The organism is Aquimarina sp. AWH4_224, assembly GCF_056160245.1.
Genome location: NZ_JBSWWU010000002.1, coordinates 169,983 through 188,327, shown reverse-complemented (window position 1 = coordinate 188,327; position 18,345 = coordinate 169,983). Strand labels below are relative to the sequence as shown.

Annotated in this window: 16 protein-coding genes; 5 read left to right on the top strand and 11 right to left on the bottom strand. The window is 37.4% G+C overall.

The features are described 5' to 3' along the window. The first annotated feature begins 2 nt into the window (after nucleotides 1–2). Complete coding sequence (locus ACXAGJ_RS04295; protein WP_474837446.1) at nucleotides 3–1,625, top strand: S41 family peptidase; 1,623 nt, start codon at nucleotides 3–5, stop codon at nucleotides 1,623–1,625. Between the two features lie 78 nt (nucleotides 1,626–1,703). Here ACXAGJ_RS04295 and ACXAGJ_RS04290 read toward each other — a convergent pair whose 3' ends face one another. Next, nucleotides 1,704–6,317 (bottom strand): T9SS type A sorting domain-containing protein, encoded by a 4,614-nt coding sequence (locus ACXAGJ_RS04290; protein WP_474837444.1) that lies wholly within the window; start codon nucleotides 6,315–6,317, stop codon nucleotides 1,704–1,706. 289 nt (nucleotides 6,318–6,606) lie between these two features. On the opposite strand from ACXAGJ_RS04290, the gene ACXAGJ_RS04285 reads away from it, so the two are divergent. Next, nucleotides 6,607–6,789 carry a hypothetical protein gene (locus ACXAGJ_RS04285; RefSeq protein ID WP_474837442.1) on the top strand — a complete coding sequence of 61 codons (183 nt, stop codon included), beginning with the start codon at nucleotides 6,607–6,609 and terminating at the stop codon, nucleotides 6,787–6,789. Nucleotides 6,790–6,798: 9 nt separating this feature from the next. Here the strand turns inward: ACXAGJ_RS04285 and ACXAGJ_RS04280 are convergent, their stop codons facing one another. Next, nucleotides 6,799–7,770, bottom strand: coding sequence for an endonuclease/exonuclease/phosphatase family protein (locus ACXAGJ_RS04280; protein WP_474837440.1), 972 nt, complete (start codon nucleotides 7,768–7,770; stop codon nucleotides 6,799–6,801). A gap of 121 nt (nucleotides 7,771–7,891) precedes the next feature. Between ACXAGJ_RS04280 and hflX the strand changes: the two genes are divergently transcribed. After that, nucleotides 7,892–9,100, top strand: coding sequence for a GTPase HflX (gene hflX / locus ACXAGJ_RS04275; RefSeq protein ID WP_474837438.1), 1,209 nt, complete (start codon nucleotides 7,892–7,894; stop codon nucleotides 9,098–9,100). A gap of 220 nt (nucleotides 9,101–9,320) precedes the next feature. Further along, on the top strand, nucleotides 9,321–10,670 hold the full coding sequence (locus ACXAGJ_RS04270; protein WP_474837436.1) for a TlpA family protein disulfide reductase: 1,350 nt from the start codon (nucleotides 9,321–9,323) through the stop codon (nucleotides 10,668–10,670). Here ACXAGJ_RS04270 and ACXAGJ_RS04265 read toward each other — a convergent pair. Continuing rightward, on the bottom strand, nucleotides 10,639–11,670 hold the full coding sequence (locus ACXAGJ_RS04265) for a DUF3078 domain-containing protein (protein ID WP_474837434.1): 1,032 nt from the start codon (nucleotides 11,668–11,670) through the stop codon (nucleotides 10,639–10,641). The two genes, ACXAGJ_RS04270 and ACXAGJ_RS04265, sit on opposite strands and share 32 nt — an antisense overlap. 137 nt (nucleotides 11,671–11,807) lie before the next feature. Here ACXAGJ_RS04265 and ACXAGJ_RS04260 point away from each other — a divergent pair, with 137 nt between their 5' ends. Beyond that, entirely contained in the window at nucleotides 11,808–12,242 is a 435-nt protein-coding gene (locus tag ACXAGJ_RS04260) for a GNAT family N-acetyltransferase (protein WP_474837432.1), read from the top strand. A gap of 45 nt (nucleotides 12,243–12,287) precedes the next feature. Here the strand turns inward: ACXAGJ_RS04260 and ACXAGJ_RS04255 are convergent, their stop codons facing one another. The 8 genes from ACXAGJ_RS04255 to ACXAGJ_RS04220 form a co-directional block, all read right to left on the bottom strand. Continuing rightward, nucleotides 12,288–13,235, bottom strand: coding sequence for a DUF3078 domain-containing protein (locus ACXAGJ_RS04255; RefSeq protein WP_474837430.1), 948 nt, complete (start codon nucleotides 13,233–13,235; stop codon nucleotides 12,288–12,290). A 177-nt stretch (nucleotides 13,236–13,412) separates the two neighbouring features. Then, nucleotides 13,413–13,922: a DUF2480 family protein gene (locus ACXAGJ_RS04250; RefSeq protein ID WP_474837428.1), complete on the bottom strand. Its 510-nt coding sequence runs from the start codon at nucleotides 13,920–13,922 to the stop codon at nucleotides 13,413–13,415. Next, nucleotides 13,922–14,359: a PaaI family thioesterase gene (locus ACXAGJ_RS04245; RefSeq protein ID WP_474837426.1), complete on the bottom strand. Its 438-nt coding sequence runs from the start codon at nucleotides 14,357–14,359 to the stop codon at nucleotides 13,922–13,924. The genes ACXAGJ_RS04250 and ACXAGJ_RS04245 overlap by 1 nt, the downstream gene beginning before the upstream one ends. Nucleotides 14,360–14,393: 34 nt before the next feature. Continuing rightward, on the bottom strand, nucleotides 14,394–14,720 hold the full coding sequence (locus ACXAGJ_RS04240) for an SUF system Fe-S cluster assembly protein (RefSeq protein ID WP_073316059.1): 327 nt from the start codon (nucleotides 14,718–14,720) through the stop codon (nucleotides 14,394–14,396). 45 nt (nucleotides 14,721–14,765) lie between these two features. Beyond that, entirely contained in the window at nucleotides 14,766–15,188 is a 423-nt protein-coding gene (locus tag ACXAGJ_RS04235) for a SufE family protein (RefSeq protein ID WP_073316060.1), read from the bottom strand. 40 nt (nucleotides 15,189–15,228) lie between these two features. Next, nucleotides 15,229–15,939 (bottom strand): DUF4377 domain-containing protein, encoded by a 711-nt coding sequence (locus ACXAGJ_RS04230; RefSeq protein ID WP_474837423.1) that lies wholly within the window; start codon nucleotides 15,937–15,939, stop codon nucleotides 15,229–15,231. A gap of 4 nt (nucleotides 15,940–15,943) precedes the next feature. Beyond that, entirely contained in the window at nucleotides 15,944–16,951 is a 1,008-nt protein-coding gene (locus ACXAGJ_RS04225) for a zinc metalloprotease (protein ID WP_474837421.1), read from the bottom strand. 209 nt (nucleotides 16,952–17,160) lie between these two features. Beyond that, entirely contained in the window at nucleotides 17,161–18,306 is a 1,146-nt protein-coding gene (locus ACXAGJ_RS04220) for a poly(ethylene terephthalate) hydrolase family protein (RefSeq protein ID WP_474837419.1), read from the bottom strand. Between the last annotated feature and the right edge of the window lie 39 nt (nucleotides 18,307–18,345).

The window sequence follows — 18,345 nt, the reverse complement described above, 5'->3', positions numbered from 1 at the left end:
TCATGAAAAAGAGAATTTTCTATCCCGCTATTGCTGTTGTGATTCTGTTATCAACAGTAAGTTTTAAATCTGATTTTTTTGAAATCGCAAAGCAAATCGAAATTTTTACAACCATGTTTAAGGAGTTAAACATGAATTATGTAGATGAGACCAATCCTGCAGAGCTCATGGATACCGCTATAAAAGCGATGCTGGATGATTTGGATCCCTATACCAAATATTGGAATGAGCAAGATGTAGAAGCTTCCAAAATCCGTAATGCGGGTGAGTACACAGGTATTGGAGCATCGGTAAAAACGATTAAGGACAAAATTATCATCATGGAGCCTTATAAAGGATATCCTGCCGATAAAGCGGGCCTTAAGGCTGGAGATGAAATCATTCAGATCGGAGATGTCAAGGTTTCCGATTTCAAAGATGATGCAGGAGAACTATTGAAAGGTGCTAGCGGGACCACAGTAGATATTACCTACAAAAGACAAGGAAAAGTAAATACAACAGTGCTTACCCGTGAAGAAATTGAGGTAGATGCAGTACCTTTTTATACTTTGTTGGAAGATAACACAGCATATATTGTATTGTCGAAGTTTAATAGCAAAGCTTCTTCAGAAACCAAAGATGCTTTGGAAGAACTAAAGGCGGAAGGCGCGAACAAGGTGATCTTGGACCTAAGAGGAAATCCCGGGGGATTATTAAGCGAAGCCATCAATGTAACTAACATTTTTGTGCCAAAAGGAGAGCTAATTACTACGACTAAGTCGATCGTAAAAAAGTACAATAAAGAGTACTCTACAAAAAGAACTCCTATAGATACCGAAATTCCATTGGTAGTATTGGTAAATGGAAGAAGCGCTTCGGCTAGTGAGATCGTAGCAGGTAGTATTCAGGATTTAGATAGAGGAGTGGTAATAGGAGCAAGAAGTTTTGGGAAGGGATTGGTACAACGCCCTAAAAAACTTACTTACGGAACGCAATTGAAAATTACCATTTCTAGATACTACACACCAAGCGGAAGATGTATACAAGCACTAGATTATTGGAATCGTGATCAAGATAATAAAGCAGTTCGTATCGATGAGAAGGATTTTAAAGCCTTTAAAACCAAAAACGGAAGAACGGTGTATGATGGTGGAGGAATAGCACCAGATATCGAATTAGAGACCTCTAAATTCAGTAAAATAACTACTGCATTGCTAAGGTCTGATGCAATCTTCAGTTATGGAACCAAATATTACTATTCTCACCAATTACAAAAACCTGGTGATTTCAAATTTACCGACAAGGACTACGAAGATTTTAAGAAGTTTGTAAAGGATAGTGATTTTAAGTTTGAAACAGAAACAGAGAAGTCTCTTGAGGAAGCTTTAAAAGTGGCCAAAAGAGAAAAGCTAGACCAAGATATTTCATCAAGCTATGATGCCTTGATTGCAGCTATAAACACTTCAAAAGAAAAGGGACTGGATACCCACAAGAAAGAAATTATGAATTTACTTACTGATGAGATTATTAAGCGCTATTTCTATAGAGAGGGATTGTACAATTACTATGTTTCTCACAATCCAGAGATCGCAAAGAGTAAGGAGATCCTAAACGACAAAAGCAAATATGACGAAATATTAAAGTAATCCTCGATGAGGTTTATCACAATGAAAAAGAGCCGGGTTATTCGCCCGGCTCTTTCGTGTTTAACAGTTAGTATATTACTATTGCTTAATTATCTTTTGCGTGTTGCTAAAGCTGCCTTTTACATCAGCTACCTTAACCACATAAAATCCTTTTGGGTAACGATCCATATCCAGAGATAATTTAGACTCTCCGGCATTAAGTCGAATCGTTTGAAGGTATACGGTTTTTCCAGTTACATCAGTAATCGAAATGTTCACATCACTTTCTAAGAAAGTATTGAAACTAACTGACAGTTGGTCAACAACCGGATTTGGTGTCAACGCGATTTCTAAGTCTTCAGCTTCAAAATCTTCATTCATTAATTCACTTTCTAATGCCGTTGGATTTTCAGCCAAAGTTACGTTTTGCTTATTTACCAAACGCTCTCCGTTTTCTAAGCATACGATAGCGTCAAGATCATATCCATCAGCAAACCAAGGGAACAAGTACTTATCACTAATATCGACAACCTTGATGTATTTTGCAGAAGCTAAATTACCAGTTGCCAAATCAAATTCTCCGTCTTGGCAGGTAGTCCCCAAAGAAACGAACTCTACTCCGTCTTGAGAAGCAAATACCTCTGCAGATTCTGGGAAATAACGACAAGGTATATTATCAAAGAAACCAGTAGATTCAAAAACTGCAAATTCGTTGGTATCTGCATTGTCAAAGATTTCATTGTTAAGTTCGATGGTGATTGATCCACCAAAACCTAAACTTACAAAGTTAAGATACCTTCTTTCTCTAGGGTATCCTAGAGCGCGTTTAGGCTGACTTCTTAATCTTGGAATTCTTCTCCCATCTCTTCTTCTTCCTTGTTCGAAAGCCACAACAGATCCCCCTACACATTCGTTATCCACAAATTCTGGCTCTAATAAGAACCTTGCAGATACTGGGAAGTGATCAGAGGTCGTAAAGGCATAGTCGTTATCGTAAACTTCATAATGCACTGTTACTGAGTTTTCGATGTAAGCATCATCAAGCTCATTGGTAATGGCAATATGATCGATCATATTTTCTCTAAATACGAAAGAACGCAATCCAGCTTCACTTAAGGCTGAAGAAACAATAGTGTAATTTTCTGTATCATCAACGTATTCCTGGAAACTTGATACCGTAGAAGGAATATCAGCAACGGTTTCATCTACATCATCATTATAATCTCCTAGAAGTATTACTTTATTGTTGGCAAAATTCACATCAAGAGAGTCTTTGAGTACCTCTACATCATAACGACGCATATCATATCTCCCTTGAGCATCATTACCACTGTTGGCTCTTGCATGCAGTGCAATAAGATCTATGCGCTCTGTAACTCCGTTAATAGTAACATCGGCTGTCATTAAGAACGGTAGTCTACCACTTGCAAAGAAACGTGAGGTATCGTTAGGATAGTCTGCTATTGCTGAATCATCTCCACCATTGTATAGTGGGTGAATGGAGGTAAACATAGCTCTAGTATTTACTACAGATACCGTTTCGGTATTATAGATAAACCCGACTTTCTGGAAAGGAGGAGATCCACCAGGGTTGGATGTAGCATCCGAAAGGATGTAGTCGTATCCTGGTAATTGTGCCACCAATTCGGCAAAAAGAGCATCGTCTGCAATTTCTTCTACCGCAAAAACATCTGCATTTAATCGTCTCAATACAGTAGCCGTACTATCTCTTTGGATGGCATCAGACATTGGGTTTTGTCCTACAGGTGAGTTGTTTTCGTCTCCAAACCACTCGATATTCCATGCAACCACATCAAAGGTATCCTCTTTTGGGAAACCAACAGTATCACCAGGAGGAATAAACTCTAACGCACATGGGATATCTGCTTCTTGTCTTGGTAGCAGTTGGAAAAATTCTCTAAAACGACCTACGACACCAGTAATCTCTGGACAAGTTACAGGTTGTACTTTTCCTACGATAGATTCTACATCATTCTCTATTCTAAGCTCTCCAGAACCGCTAGCATCTGTAAGGGTAAAATTGGAATTACCGAATAAAAGATCGCCAGGGTTAGGGAAGGTAGTGTTTACCACTTTTACCAATTCTCCTGGGTGATTTCCAAGTTCAGCCAAAGTAACCTCTTGTGCAACGATTGGGTTTTGCGGAGCTCCATTGTTGATCACCTCAACTACTCCACTGATTTGCACCTGATCATTGAATGCTGCTCTTAGCCCGGTTAAGGTAATAGAGTCTCCTACTTTTAAGGCAATGTTAGCATGCACCAATTCGTCAAAAACAGCAATACCCCCAGTAGCATCCTGTACAAATGCAGGGCCATTAAAGCTGTCGGTAACCGTTAATACTCCACTAATAGTTACAGGAGTTCCCTCTGCAGTAGCTCTGGCTTCTGCAATAGAAATTGGTTCTCCCGGAGTTACTACAACTCCATCATTATCTGTACCTGGTGTTGGAGCTTTGGCAACATAACCTTCAGTATTTCTTGCACCACCTTGTCCGTTGGGTGTTCTTTGTAAAGACTCTGCGTCTTTGTTTCCGTTAACATCCTCGTTAAGCTGAGGTTGACCAGCATTTAATAAAACTAATAATTCTGCATCATCAGCATCGTTGGTGTCATACACAACGGCATCGATAATGTTTTCTGTAACTATAGCAGTTCCATTTGGGAAACTAGTAGCATCTCCAAAATAAAGTACTACAGCATCAGCCCCATTTTGGAAAGAGTTTCCAGGCACTACTAAGTTTACGTTTGCTACATCAGCATTACCAATTACAAAATACCCTTCGGCATTTGTAGAAAATCCATCCAAATCAAAAGCATTATAACTGGTGTTATTGCTTCCGTTATAGTTTACCAAAACAAAACCATCAAGCGGCGTGTTTCCTGCACCACCATCATATAATTCTACAAACTCTAAAGCATCAGAACCTTGTGTATCTGCATCAATTTCATTGATGATCAGGTTAACAACCTCGGTAGCGTTGGTGTTGGCGCTTCCAGGAGTAGGTATAGCTTGTGTATAGGTTGACGTATTTCTTAATCCTCCAGATCCGTTAGGGAAACGTTGTAATGAGTGGAAATCCTTATCTCCATTACCATCTTCATTAATTTGTGGCTCACCAGCATTCAAAAGAACTAAAAGCTCGGCATCATCCCCATCATTGGTATCATATACAATAGCATCGATCAAGTTGTCTGTGGTCACAGCAGTTCCGTTTGGAAAACTAGCCGCATCGGTTTTATAAAGTGCCACCGCATCTGCTCCATTTTGTAAACCATTTCCAGGAAAAGTAACAGAAACGTTTGCTACATCTGGATTACCGATTACAAAATACCCATTGGCATTTGTGGTTAATCCTGCAAGATCGTAAGTTGCATAGCTTTGATTGTTGGATCCATTGTAGAACACTAGAATATGACCATCTAATGAAATGTTTCCTAGACCACCATCATATAATTCCACAAATTCTAAAGTGTCAGAACCCTCGGTATCCGCATCGATTTCATTAATTACGATTACTGGATCGTTTCCTCCACCATCTTCGATTACTACATTTTCTCGATTAGGTGTATTTACAGCTTCTCCCGGCTCAGCTTCTACAGTTGGAAAACTAGGCAATCCACTCCCGTCAAAATCATTTCTAGTCCAATCGGTTGCCGCATCGGTATCCTGACCATTAGGAAATCTTGAAGCTCCACCTACGGTAAATGAAATCCCATCAAATGATTGTAGTAAGGTTACAGAAGCATAATTAAGGTCAGAAGCACCTCCATCATTTACTCCAATGTCATCGGTGATTTCTTCCCAAGGAGTAATATCAAAAATACCATCGTCATTAGTATCCAAATCTTGCCCCAGAGTACCAGTAAAGTTTTTTACCAAAAGAATAGCAAGTGTTCCATTTTCAAAAACATTGCTTCCAAAAGGAGTAGTAAAGTATCCATTGATATCGGTAGTTCCTAATTGAATTACTTCGTCTAAGGTCCCCAGACCATTGCTATCACCTTCGATTTCAAGAATCCAATATTCACTTAGATCTGTTTCTATACCTGCTAGGATTTCTACAAACTCGTCGGTATCAGAACTAGTGTGATTCAATACAAACTCATTGATTACAGGAACAACAACTGGTGTTCCAAAAGTTTGATTGGTGTTTACAGCTCCATAGGTATTTGCTGTAGTCGCTTCCCAAACAAAATCAGACGCCATCGTTCCTGAACCTGAAAGCTGTAATGAAGCCCCGACTTGCGTACTACTAGATTCTGAAACTCCTATATCAGTACTTGTCTGTCCAGAAGCAGGACCATCGGTAGCCGTAAGAGCGCCTTCGTAGCTTAGGAATTGAATAACGATATTCGCGTTGTCTACCAAAGCAATTCCATCTGGCGCTCCATTTTGAAGCCCATTGGTAGGTAGTATTTCTACAACGGTTCCAAAACCATTCTGTTGATCAGCTATTGTTCCCGAAAGCGCAATAGTGTTGTAAGCCGTTCCATTGGATCCATTGTATAGTACCAAAGACCAACCGGTAAGATCTGTTCCGGCAGCACCTGCAATTTCGATAGCCTCGTCTACATCGGTGCTGGCATTATCATAGTGTATTTCATTAATAAATACGGATTGTGCAATTCCATGGTGTGCCCCCAAAATAAATGACATAACCAATGGAATTAAAAGTAATTTTAATTTCATGACAATTAACTGTTTGTGTGATTTTTTGCGTAGCGCAAGGTATAGCATTAGAACCATTCCATCACCCTAGTTAGGTTAAAAAAACATTAACAAATTATGGTTTTCGCCTATAAACCCAGTATTCATCAAGGGTTTGATAATTGACCTGTTGATAACTATTTATTGATACGCAACGGTTTAGGGTAAAATACCCCGCATAAAATGGGATATAGTACTCTTTTGTATTGATTTTCAATAGGTTAAATTTACAACTCAGTAAAAGGGAATTAACAAATCAAGAAAATGTAAGATGAAAGCAGTAAAGGGAATTATAATGGGTATAGGAATGATGATTGGCGCTGGGTTTTTTGCCTCCTGCGAACAACCAGACGGAGTTAATGAGTTTATTAACACCAATGAAGAAACCAGTAAAACAGAAAGCACAACTTCTATAGTTTTACAAAAAGAACAAGACACCCTTGCTTTAAAATAGGGGGAAGAATTAGTTTATTTTTAGTTGGATGTACACTGGAAAATGATCGCTATATCCTCCCATGTATTTTCTTCCGATATAGGTTCTAAAGGGATTTCCTTTATAACGCCCTTTGTAGATTTTTAGAAAATCCTTATCAAAGATAGCGGCATTAGAAAAACTGTGTTTTCCTTTTTCATACCTATGGAAATTATGACTGAAAATGATTTGGTCGAACAAGTTCCATTGACTGCGATAGTTCAAACTACCTTGATAACGGGTTAGTAAACGTTCCATAGGATTAAACAAATCCTCTTGCACCAAATGTTCTTTTATACTTTCGCTGTAAGGGTCGTCGTTGAAATCCCCCATGATGATGATTTTTGCTTCAGGATCTTCTGCTGTTATTTCTGAGATTATTTCTCGGTTTTTGTCTGCGGCAGCTACACGTTTGTAAGATGTAAGTGCTGCTCCATCCCTTCTCGAGGGCCAATGATTGACCAAGACGTGAATTTTTTCATTGTTCAAAAGGCCGGTGACTTTGAGAATATCTCGAGTATAATCCCGTTCTCCGTTTTGATTATTCACCATAAGGGGAATAGGTTCAGAATCCAGAACTTCAAAATAGTCTTTTAGATATAGAAAGGCGACATCGATTCCTCGCTCATCTGGGGAGTTGTAATGTACAATGCCATAGTTTTTATTCTTGAGGTGTTTGGTTTGTATCAAATCTTCGAGAACTTTTTTATTCTCGACCTCTGCCACACCCACCAAAACTGGTGGCCTTCTGGTTTTTGAAAACCCTATATTAGAAATTACATTTCCGAGCTTAAAAATTTTCTTTTCGTATCGTTTGCGGTTCCAGCCTTTTTCAGAATCTGGCAAAAAATCCTCATCCAATGTATTGGGATCGTCTGTTACATCAAAGAGATTTTCTAAGTTATAAAAAGCAACAGTATAGTGATTCGTTTCTTTTTTTTGAAAGTAGTTTTTTCTACTCATAGTGCTTATTTTTTAACAAACTGATAAAGACTTAGGACTCCACGTATATAAAAGTCGTATTTTTGTAGCCTTATCAAAAGCACAATATAATAAATAAAGAGAAAGAGATCATTTTTAGTAAATGTTAGAACGTAAGGAAATTGCATACGAGAAAACGGTTTTAATAGGAATTGTTACCAAAAATCAGGATGAGGACAAGCTCAATGAGTTTTTAGATGAACTGGAGTTTCTTACCTATACTGCCGGAGGAGAAGTGGTAAAAAGATTTACCCAGAAAATGGATATTCCTAATTCTAAAACCTTTATCGGGACAGGAAAGATGGATGAGGTAAAAGCCTATGTAGAAGAAAATGAAATTGGGACTGTAGTTTTTGATGACGAATTAACCCCAGCGCAATTGCGAAATATTGAGCGTATCCTAAAAGCAAAGATTATTGACAGAACCAATCTGATTCTGGACATTTTTGCACAACGTGCTCAAACCAGCTATGCGCGTACGCAGGTAGAACTTGCACAATATCAGTATTTGTTACCAAGACTTACCGGTTTATGGACGCACTTAGAGCGACAACGAGGAGGTATTGGTATGCGTGGTCCTGGGGAAACCGAGATTGAAACAGACCGTCGTATCGTAAGAGATCGTATTTCTTTGTTAAAAAAGAAACTACAAACCATAGATAAGCAAATGGCTACCCAAAGAGGGAATCGAGGGAAACTAGTGCGTGTTGCTTTGGTAGGATATACCAATGTAGGAAAGTCTACCCTGATGAATGTAGTTGCCAAAAGTGAGGTGTTTGCAGAAAATAAATTGTTTGCTACTCTGGACACTATAGTACGAAAAGTAGTGATTGGCAACCTTCCATTTTTGTTGAGTGATACGGTTGGATTTATAAGAAAATTACCTACCCAGTTAGTAGAGAGTTTTAAAAGCACCTTGGATGAGGTACGTGAGGCAGACCTATTATTGCATGTTGTAGACATTTCTCACCCACAGTTTGAAGATCATATAGAATCGGTAAATAAGATTCTCGGAGAAATTGATTGTACAGAAAAACCCACTATCATGGTGTTTAACAAGATCGATGCATATGAGTATGAAACGATTGCTAGTGACGATCTTACTACTGAAAGAACCAAAGCTCATTACACCTTGGATGAGTGGAAACAAACGTGGATGAATAAAATAGGGGATAATGCGCTATTTATTTCTGCGATTCATAAAGGGAATATTGACGAGTTCAGAAAACGAGTATATAAGGAAGTAAGAGATATTCATGTTACCCGATTTCCGTATAATAATTTTTTGTATCCTGAGATTGTTGAGGAGTAAAACTATACTAACTTCAAAATAGCTTCACCCTTATTCATTAGGAAGACCTTAAATTTTCCAAAAAGGTACATGCTTGTATTAAAATTTAGCCATTTTTGGGTAATAAAACTGCATCATAGGACATAAATTTAAAATACATAAGGAAGTTTGGTTCGAATATTTAGCTGAATTATGACAAAATTGCCATTACATTTACCATAATACTTTTTAATTATTTTCTATGAAAATCAAAGTGTTTTTTTCAATAGTGGTTGTGCTATCATTAGTTTTTTCTTGTACACAACCTGTAAAGGAATTGCAAACGTCAAACTTATTGACTGTCGATTTGCAAAAACACTCTGAGCAGGGACCATTTACATCGATGTTATGGCATCTTCGGATGGTAGATAGCATCCCTAAAGGGTTAAAAGGCATTCCAGACCTGGATAGTGTTTCGGTACAGCATTTTAGAGCTACAAACTCCAAAAGGTTAGCTGATCTGTTACAAAAAAAGGTAATAGATTCTCAAACGTTGGCTACTTTAAATTATAAAATGTATGCGGTGTCTGCCATTGATAAAAACGAGCAGATATTTATACTAGATATGAATAGAAATATGGATTTTTCGGATGATACTGTTCATCGCTTAGATATTTCTATTCGAGATAAAACAGAGAAAGATCAAAAGCTTAGAGATTCGTTTCCACAATACACAATACCATTTAATAATTTTGTTGATGGCAAGGTGTCCAAACAAGATCTGAGAGTTCGATTTGTTCCTATTAAGGATTTTGTTGGATTTTTAGAACCCACACCAGAAAAAAATCTGTATACTAAACTTTTGATTGCAGCATATAAAACACAACATTGGACAGGGGATATTGATATAAAGGATAAGGATAGTGTTTTGTATAAAGTAGCTATGGTAGATCATTGGAACAGTTACCAGTATATATTTAGAGAAAAGGACAAACCTTTTTATTCACGAAGAAATAGAGATGACGAATATGAGGAGTTTACCATTGGAGATACGATACAATTAGGTAATACTATTATTAAAATTGATAGTGTACGAGAGGATCTTAATCAATTGTACTTAACAAAATTAGACATTGCAGAACTACCACATGGATACAAAAAAGGACATACCATACGTAACTATGCGTTCACCGATTTTTATGGAGAACAAAAAACCATACACGGATTATTAAGAGGTAAACAATATTTGTTGATCGATTTTTGGGGTACCTGGTGTGTGCCTTGTTTAAAGCTAACTCCCGATTTAAAGCAGTTACAAGAAGAACATCCTGAAGTTGCTATACTGAGCGTTGATTTTGATACTGAAAAAGCACCAGGACTTGATTATGTAAAAGAAAAACAGATGGACTGGACCCACTGGTATGTGCCTAAAATTAGAAAAGATAGTGTGTTACACAAAAAAATAGTTAGCAAATTGAAAATAGATCGGTATCCTACCTTTTTATTGATAGACAAGCAATATAATATTGTGTATCGGGGTATTGCAAAAACAGGATTAGAAAATATTAAAGAGATACTATCTAAAACTCATAATTCAACCCTAATCCAATAACCTCTCTGATCTGAAAAGCACTAGTGGCGTTATCATCATAGATCGCTTGAAAAGCAAAACTACCGGTGATATACTTATTTACCACTAGGTTCAGATTGAGGGTATAATCAATATCAATATTGGCAGGATCTTCGATATAGTTCGAGTAGAGATTTAGCAAGTTTTCCATAGTAACATTTTTGAATAACTTAAATTTGGCATAGGCTGCCAAAGACCCCCCAAATTCGAACCTGGAACTCTCTCCAGCGTCCACACCAAAATAATCCCCATCTTCATAATCTGGACCACTGGTAAATTGATCATCCACAAAAATCATACGAACGGTAACCGGAGCGATGTTGAGGTTAAGATCGTCACTTTTTTTCCACAGCAAACCGGGACCGATCTGTATAAAAGCAGGGGAGAAAAAGTGAGTCTCTTCGGTACGGATCGTTTCATCGGTATCTGGGTCTTTGCTAAATCGATATCCTTTGGCAAACTGCGATCGAAAGTTGACAAAGAGCGAGTAATTCCAAAACCCTTCTCCAATACGCTGACCAATACGGGAATTGAACTCTATTCGGTCATTGGTTTTGCGAGCAAAGTTCTCTCCTCTCAAAAAAGTGAGTCCGTAATCTGCCAAAATCTTATTATCCCAGGTAAAACTCTTTTTCTTGTAGTTAAATTCATAGTTTAGCACCGTATTTCCGGCAACATTAGAGGTTCCACCACCTTGCCAATCAAAATTAAATGCCGATTGGTTAAACAGTAAAGAGAATTTTGCTTTGGTTTTCCAGCCTACCTGTTCTGGTGGTTTGGTTTTTTTTGGTTTGATCTCCTTTAGTTTTTGTTCTAAAACTATAATATTGAGTGTATTGGGAGTGTTTTTAAGTAAGCTGTCTAAGGACCGTTTTAGCTCTACCTGAATAGAATCCAGATATACTTTTTTTTCTCCCTCTTCTTGAGCTGCAGATTCTATGGTGTAAAAGACAAGAAAAAAAACTACCAAAAATCGGTTCATATATTCCTTTGTTGCAGGGTAGAAAGGCAAATATACAGGATGCCGTTGGCTTTTTCAAACCTTTATCCCATGGTAATCAATAAAATATAAAGAGAATTCGATTATATTCGTTGGGATAAATGAAAAGTATGTCAAAGATGTTAGATATAAAATTGGTAAAAGCCAAAATCGAAGACAAGGATTTTTTGTTTGATTTGCGAAAACAAACCATGGTCGAACATCTAGAAAAATCAGGGTTGTTTTTATCTGATGAAGAGCATAGAAATAGGGTGGACAAAAGCTTTGAAAATTCTTTTGTGGTTTTGTACCAGGAGCATCAAGCAGGCCTAGTAAAGTATGAAGAAAATGAAGCAACGTTGGAAATCCTTCAAATACAAATACTGCCAGAGTTTCAAAATAAAGGAATAGGAAAGCAAGTGTTGCAATACTTGTTTGAAAAAGAAAAGATCATACAGTTGAAAGTGCTAAAAGATAATCCTGCAAAAAACCTCTATGCAAGATTGGGTTTTATGACCGTGGGAGAGGATGAGCACGAGTATCATATGGAAAGAACATCAAAAAACCCGATTTGATCAAATCAAACCGGGTGGTATTGTAAAAGAATCTGTTAGGAGCTATTAGAAAGAATAGCTTAAACCGATATTCCAGAAAGATTGTAAATCGTTATCTGTTGTCTCAAGAGTTGGTAAAACAGCAGGAGGAGGTATCGCTGCTTCGGCTTGTGCCAAAGCAAAATTAAATGCCTCTTGTTTGTTGCTTCTTAAACCAAAATCAAATCCTACTCCAATAGCTTTCCATAAAGTATATGAGAACGAGTTGGTCCATGTCCAGTTAGAGTAATCAGCATCTTCATAACTTAAGAAAGCGGATAAATTGGTTTTGAAATTGATAGCTCCAATTTTACGGGTGTAATCTGCAACAACTTTGGCACCCAAAGAAGATTCGTATTGTGTAGCGCCATCACTAAACACAAAATTGTAGTTAAGAGGGTGTACTACGACAACTAAATCTTTGATTGGTGTCCAGGTAGCACCTACACCAAGATCCAAATATCCAGGATTATTAAAGTTATTAAGAAGTGTGGTTCTATATTCACCCAATGTAGATACAGCAAGGGTTTCAGTTAATTTGTATCCAAACAAAGAAGTTACTGTAAACACATCTACTGCTTCTCTAAACTCATCGCTATCTGTAGGGTCGTCTTCATTATCCAGTTTTACCCAAGAGAGATTGATATTAGCACTGTTTCTCCAGAAATATTTTTCTTGAATAAGGTTAGCATATGGATTGATCGTAATACCGATATTTCCTGAAGAGTTATTAGGAATTCCTTGAGCAAACCAATTGTTGAATTGCGAAATGCTTCCACCAATGGTACCAAAAGCTCCTATTCTCCATCCTGGCATAGCGTCCAATTGCGCCTGAATTGCATTTACTCTTCCCTGAATCGCGGCAATAGAGTCTTTTTTCTTAGCTTGTTCTGCTTTTAGTTCTTCTGCCGTCTGCGCAGATAATGAACTAATTCCGAAAAATACGGCAGTAACTAAAATAAACTTTTTAATCATTGTAAATAGGTTTAAGTTTTGATTTTTCATGATAATTGTGGTTAATATCTAATGCAAGATAAACCAAAAAGAGATCTAATCTGGGGCAAATATATTTTATGAAACGTTTTTTGTTTCGGATGTATGAAGTCTAGAAGCGGTTTTTCGACAAAAAACCTAATTAACCGATAAAGTGAGTTACTTACGCTTGTATAGAGGTACCGAAGAGCAAGCTTCGCCGTACATTACGCTCTTTGCAACCGGTTGTAGTTTTTGTATTAGTGCAATATAGGCACCTTCTGGAACGGGCTTATTAGCGCAGCCTTTAATGATGAGAAATTTATCTTGATATGGGCTAAGATCAAGTTCAGCAATGATGTCGTTATAAAGAATAGTTTCCAGAGTTTCCAGAGAACCTACAGCTACTTTTTTTGCATAAGGAACCAAAGAACTGGTTAATAAAAGATAGGCCCAACCGGGTATGATAGCATCTGTAGAGCAGGTTAAAGCGATGTATTGGTCTTTGTGCTGACTCCAATCGTAATCGGCTACTTGTTTTCTGAAATCTTGCTCTCTGAGCAATAAACCTTCAAACAACCAGTCTTTGATATCAAAAAGGACTCGTTTCCCTTCTGGATAAAAATCCTCAAGATCTACTGTAACCAGTTTTTGGTTATTCGCAACTCTATTTACAATTTCTTCAGCCATTATTGATATCCTATTTTTTCAGACAGTTCTATTTTACTTTTCGCAAAATTACCGGTGCCAAATGCTATTTCTTTTCCATCTTCATTGTACAAAACAGATTCTGCTACAAACAGATTTCTGGATTTAAATTTCACTTTACCCACAGCTTTCAAGATTCCTTTGCTGGCAGGTCGAGTGATATTGATATTAAACGATGTGGTGAGTACAAAAGCATCTTCTACTATCGAATTTACAGCAAAAAAGGCAGCATCATCCAGTAATTTAAAATACACCGAGCCGTGTATAGCGCCCAAAGCATGAAAATACTTTTCGTTTATATCTAGTCCTATTTCAGCAATCCCATCGCCAATTTTTGCTGTAGTAGTATCAAATATCTTGGTGTTGACATTTGACTCCAAATACATCCTTTCTAATTTGCGATAGTGTTCTTTATTCATGGATTACGATTAGGAATTTAAATGGGTGCTATTATTATAGCATTCCCAACTCGAGCTTTGCTTCTTCACTCATTAAATCCTGTGACCAGGGCGGATCAAAAGTAAGTTCCATTTCTACATCGTTCACCGCATCCAAAGACTTTACTTTTTCCTGTACTTCCTGAGGTAAAGATTCTGCAACAGGGCAATTAGGAGAAGTAAGCGTCATAAGGATTTTTACATCATAATCCTCATTAACAAATACATCATAAATCAATCCCAGTTCATAGATGTCTACAGGAATTTCAGGATCGTAAATTGTTTTAAGAACTCTTACAATCTTTTCTCCCAGTTCATTTGTATTTATAACCGTTTCACTCATAGCTTTCTTTTAAGTCGATTTTGAAAGGATATACCTAACAAAAAATTAATTCAATTGGGTTTGGTAGGCGATAGCGTACATTTTTAGTTGCTTGATCATACTTACCAGTCCATTGGCTCGTGTAGGAGACAAATGTTCTTTTAACCCAATCTCGTCGATAAAGTCTGTATCCGCATCTATAATATCTTTGGGATGTTGTCCAGAAAATGCACGCACAAGAATTGCAATAATCCCTTTGGTAATAATAGCATCACTATCTGCAGTGAAGTTTATTTTATCATCTTCCATTTCGGCATGAACCCATACCTTACTTTGGCACCCTTTTATGATATTATCTTCGGTTTTATACTTTTCATTAATTAACGGAAGCGATTTTCCCAATTCGATCATATACTCATAACGCTGCATCCAATCATCAAACATACTAAACTCATCAACAATTTCTTCCTGAATTTCTTTTATCGTCATTATACGCAAATTTTCAACAAAAGTACAACAAGATTCGTTGCTATTCAATACTTTCTGCTAATGATAAGATAGTATTAACTAATGGTTTGATCTCTTCTGGGGGATTGCCATGATCAAAACTCTTTGAAGTATACGTTTGTGAAGTAGTTATAATTTTTAAGGTAGCATGCAAAGCAGCATCAGTTGTTCTTTTGTCTGTTGGTGCTACAAGCTTATCCAAGGTGTTCAGATCTATAGTTTTAACCGTAGTGCTTAAGGTTTTCCAATCATTACTTGAACACGCTTTTGAATCCAATTGCGTTGTTCTTCTGTCTTTTGTTCTTTGTATAAATTCTTTATCAATAATTACTTTGAAATAAGCGCCCCGCGTACTGGCTTCGTAAACAATTTTAGACAGGTTTTCCTGAGAGGCAGGAGTTGAAGAGATGGTATGTTGACCCAAAGGTTGGTTTTTTTCTTTTGAAAGCACCTTAACCAAAGTGTATTGCAAAGAAGAGCCATCAGCCGGAGGGTTTTCAATTTCGGAAACTACCACCTCAAGCATATAATTATAGCCTTGTTCATAATCAAATCCTTTGATGTGATCATAAAAATAGGTCCACTCGTCGTTTACATTTTCTTTAATCAAAAGGCATTGTTGAGGTGCTACTCCTTCACAATCTACAAGGTGATTGGAAACATACAGATTTTGAGTGTCTTTGCAGGACATGAATAGGAATGTGAAACCAAAGTATATAATTAATCTTCTCATTTTCTTATGGGTTTTGAACAAAGCTGGCTCTTGGTCCGTCATTGGCAAAAACTGCTCTCATTCTTTCTTTTTGACCTTTTGTAAACATGTGCATACAGGCATCGTCAACATAATCCATATAATTCATGGTCATATCATTCGAGTTACATCGAATAGTAGGGTATGTGGGGCATGCAAAATTAGGCCCATCAGATAGAGGAGTATCGGCTACAAAATCATCCTGACTACAATCTCCATCACCCCAAATATGGCGTAAATTTAACCAATGTCCAACTTCATGGGTGGTAGTACGCCCTTTGTTGAAAGGATCGGTAACAAACCCGGTGGTACCAAAAAATTGCGGAGAAACGACAATACCATCGGTTGTTAAGTTATCTCCAGGAAACTGAGCATATCCCAAAATACCTCCACCAATAGTACACACCCAGATGTTTAATTTTTTATCGGGTGAAACAACATCTGATCCACCATTAGCAGTAAACTTCACTTGGTCGTCTATACCCCATTCTTCTCGGGCAGAAGATACTCGAATAATGCTGTCTAGCTTAAAATGAATATTAATATCAGCTGCAAGATTCGAAAACTCCTCTGGGATTTGGTTGATGTCAGTATTGGATTTCGAAAAGTCCTGATTTAACACGGTGATCTGAGAAAGAATTTGATCATTACAGATATTCTCTTCTGGTTTGTTATATACCACATGCACGACTACAGGTATGGTTATCGTATCTAGTGTTTTGAACAAGCCACTTTTCCGAAGCTCGATAAAAGCCTGGCACTGCTTTTCTATAGTGTCCATTCTGGAAGTTAAACCGGGATTGGTAGTAATATGATTCCGCAGTACTTGCATAGTGCCACACCTTGTATTCATTTGGGTACTGGCAAGGGAAGAAGAAATTTTTGTGTTTTCCGCATCCATACATTGTGGATCAGTATCCTCTTTTTTTTCTCTTGGGCATCCTAGAAACAATAGTATTGCTGCAAAGAAGCCAATCATCATTAGCTTTTTCATGGTTAAGAGTATTGTGATTAAGTAACGAAAAAATCAGTGTTTTGTTTTCGGTATTAACAGAAACAAAACAATATTTAACAATCTGAATTACAATTTGTTAATACGAAGTCGGTTCTTATGTAATTTACTAAATTATGAAGTGAAATCCAATAAAAAAGAGGGAGACAAACTCCCTCATTCTTACGTACGAAAATATATATTTGATGAAATTACCTTTGAATAACGACCTTCTTGGTAATGCTCATTTCACCAACATATATTTTTGCCAAATAGTGACCAGGATGTAAATGAGATACATTGACTTGATTAGTGCTTGAAGAATGTACAAGTCTCCCAGTCTGATTAAAAAACTCAACTTTACTCAACTTTTTGTTGTTTAATATTTTGATATTTAGAAGTTTATTGGTTGGATTTGGAAATGTTTGTAGCTCCACCATTTCTGGCTCATAAATTACCTGTGGATTATCGCAAGTATCCTCTGAAGTGATATCAGAAGAAGTGGCTAGGTCCAGCAGAAATGATTGTTGTGCACCAGAATCCCCTTTTAATTTATAAGCTAACCACGAATTCAAAAACTGAAAAGTGATTGCTTGTTGCTGATCTCTTGTGATTTGGATATTTCCTGAAGAACTGTTTTCTCCAAAATCACAGAAAAAATTACTGTTAGCGTAGTAACAGTGGGCTCCTCCTGTGATATTTATCAAATATTTGCAGTCAGACCCAAGGCTATTGTAGATCGGAACATGATGCTCCTCGGGTGGAGTCACCCCATCTTCGGTTCCCGAAAAAACAATGGCATCTTCTGAAACATTGGAAGCAGGGGTTAAGGTGTCAAATCGAAGTAAAGCTGGCGCAAAAGTGACCAATGTCTCTACCTCTACCAAAGAAGCTGCTACTGTAGCAGCTCCACCACCCATAGAATGACCAATAAGTGCTGTTTTGTCGGCTACGATGCCGGATAAAACAGAGCCAGAATTGTTGTTTTCTGCTTGGATCGCTCCTACTATGAAAGCTAAATCCTTGGAGTACGCATCGTGATTGGCAAAAAAGGACCCTTCGGTATTTACGAAAACTACTATATACCCTTTGGGAACAAGCGTATCGTAAAAGTTTTGATAAGCGTCGGATCCCATTACAAAACCATGACCAAGGACAATCACAGGAAAGGGTCCTTGGGTCCGATTGGTTTTGTTTTCTCGTGTGATTTTAGGATAATAAATACGTGTGTTTACCCTTCGATTTCTTCTACTTGCATCTCTGAAAGTTTTAGAGCTAGAACTTACGTCGTAGTCTTGGGCAACGCCACTACAGACCACAAAAAGCATTGATAAAATACTTAGCAGTACTTTTTTCATAATATATTTATTTTTGGTTAATGTTGTTGGTTAAAGGTA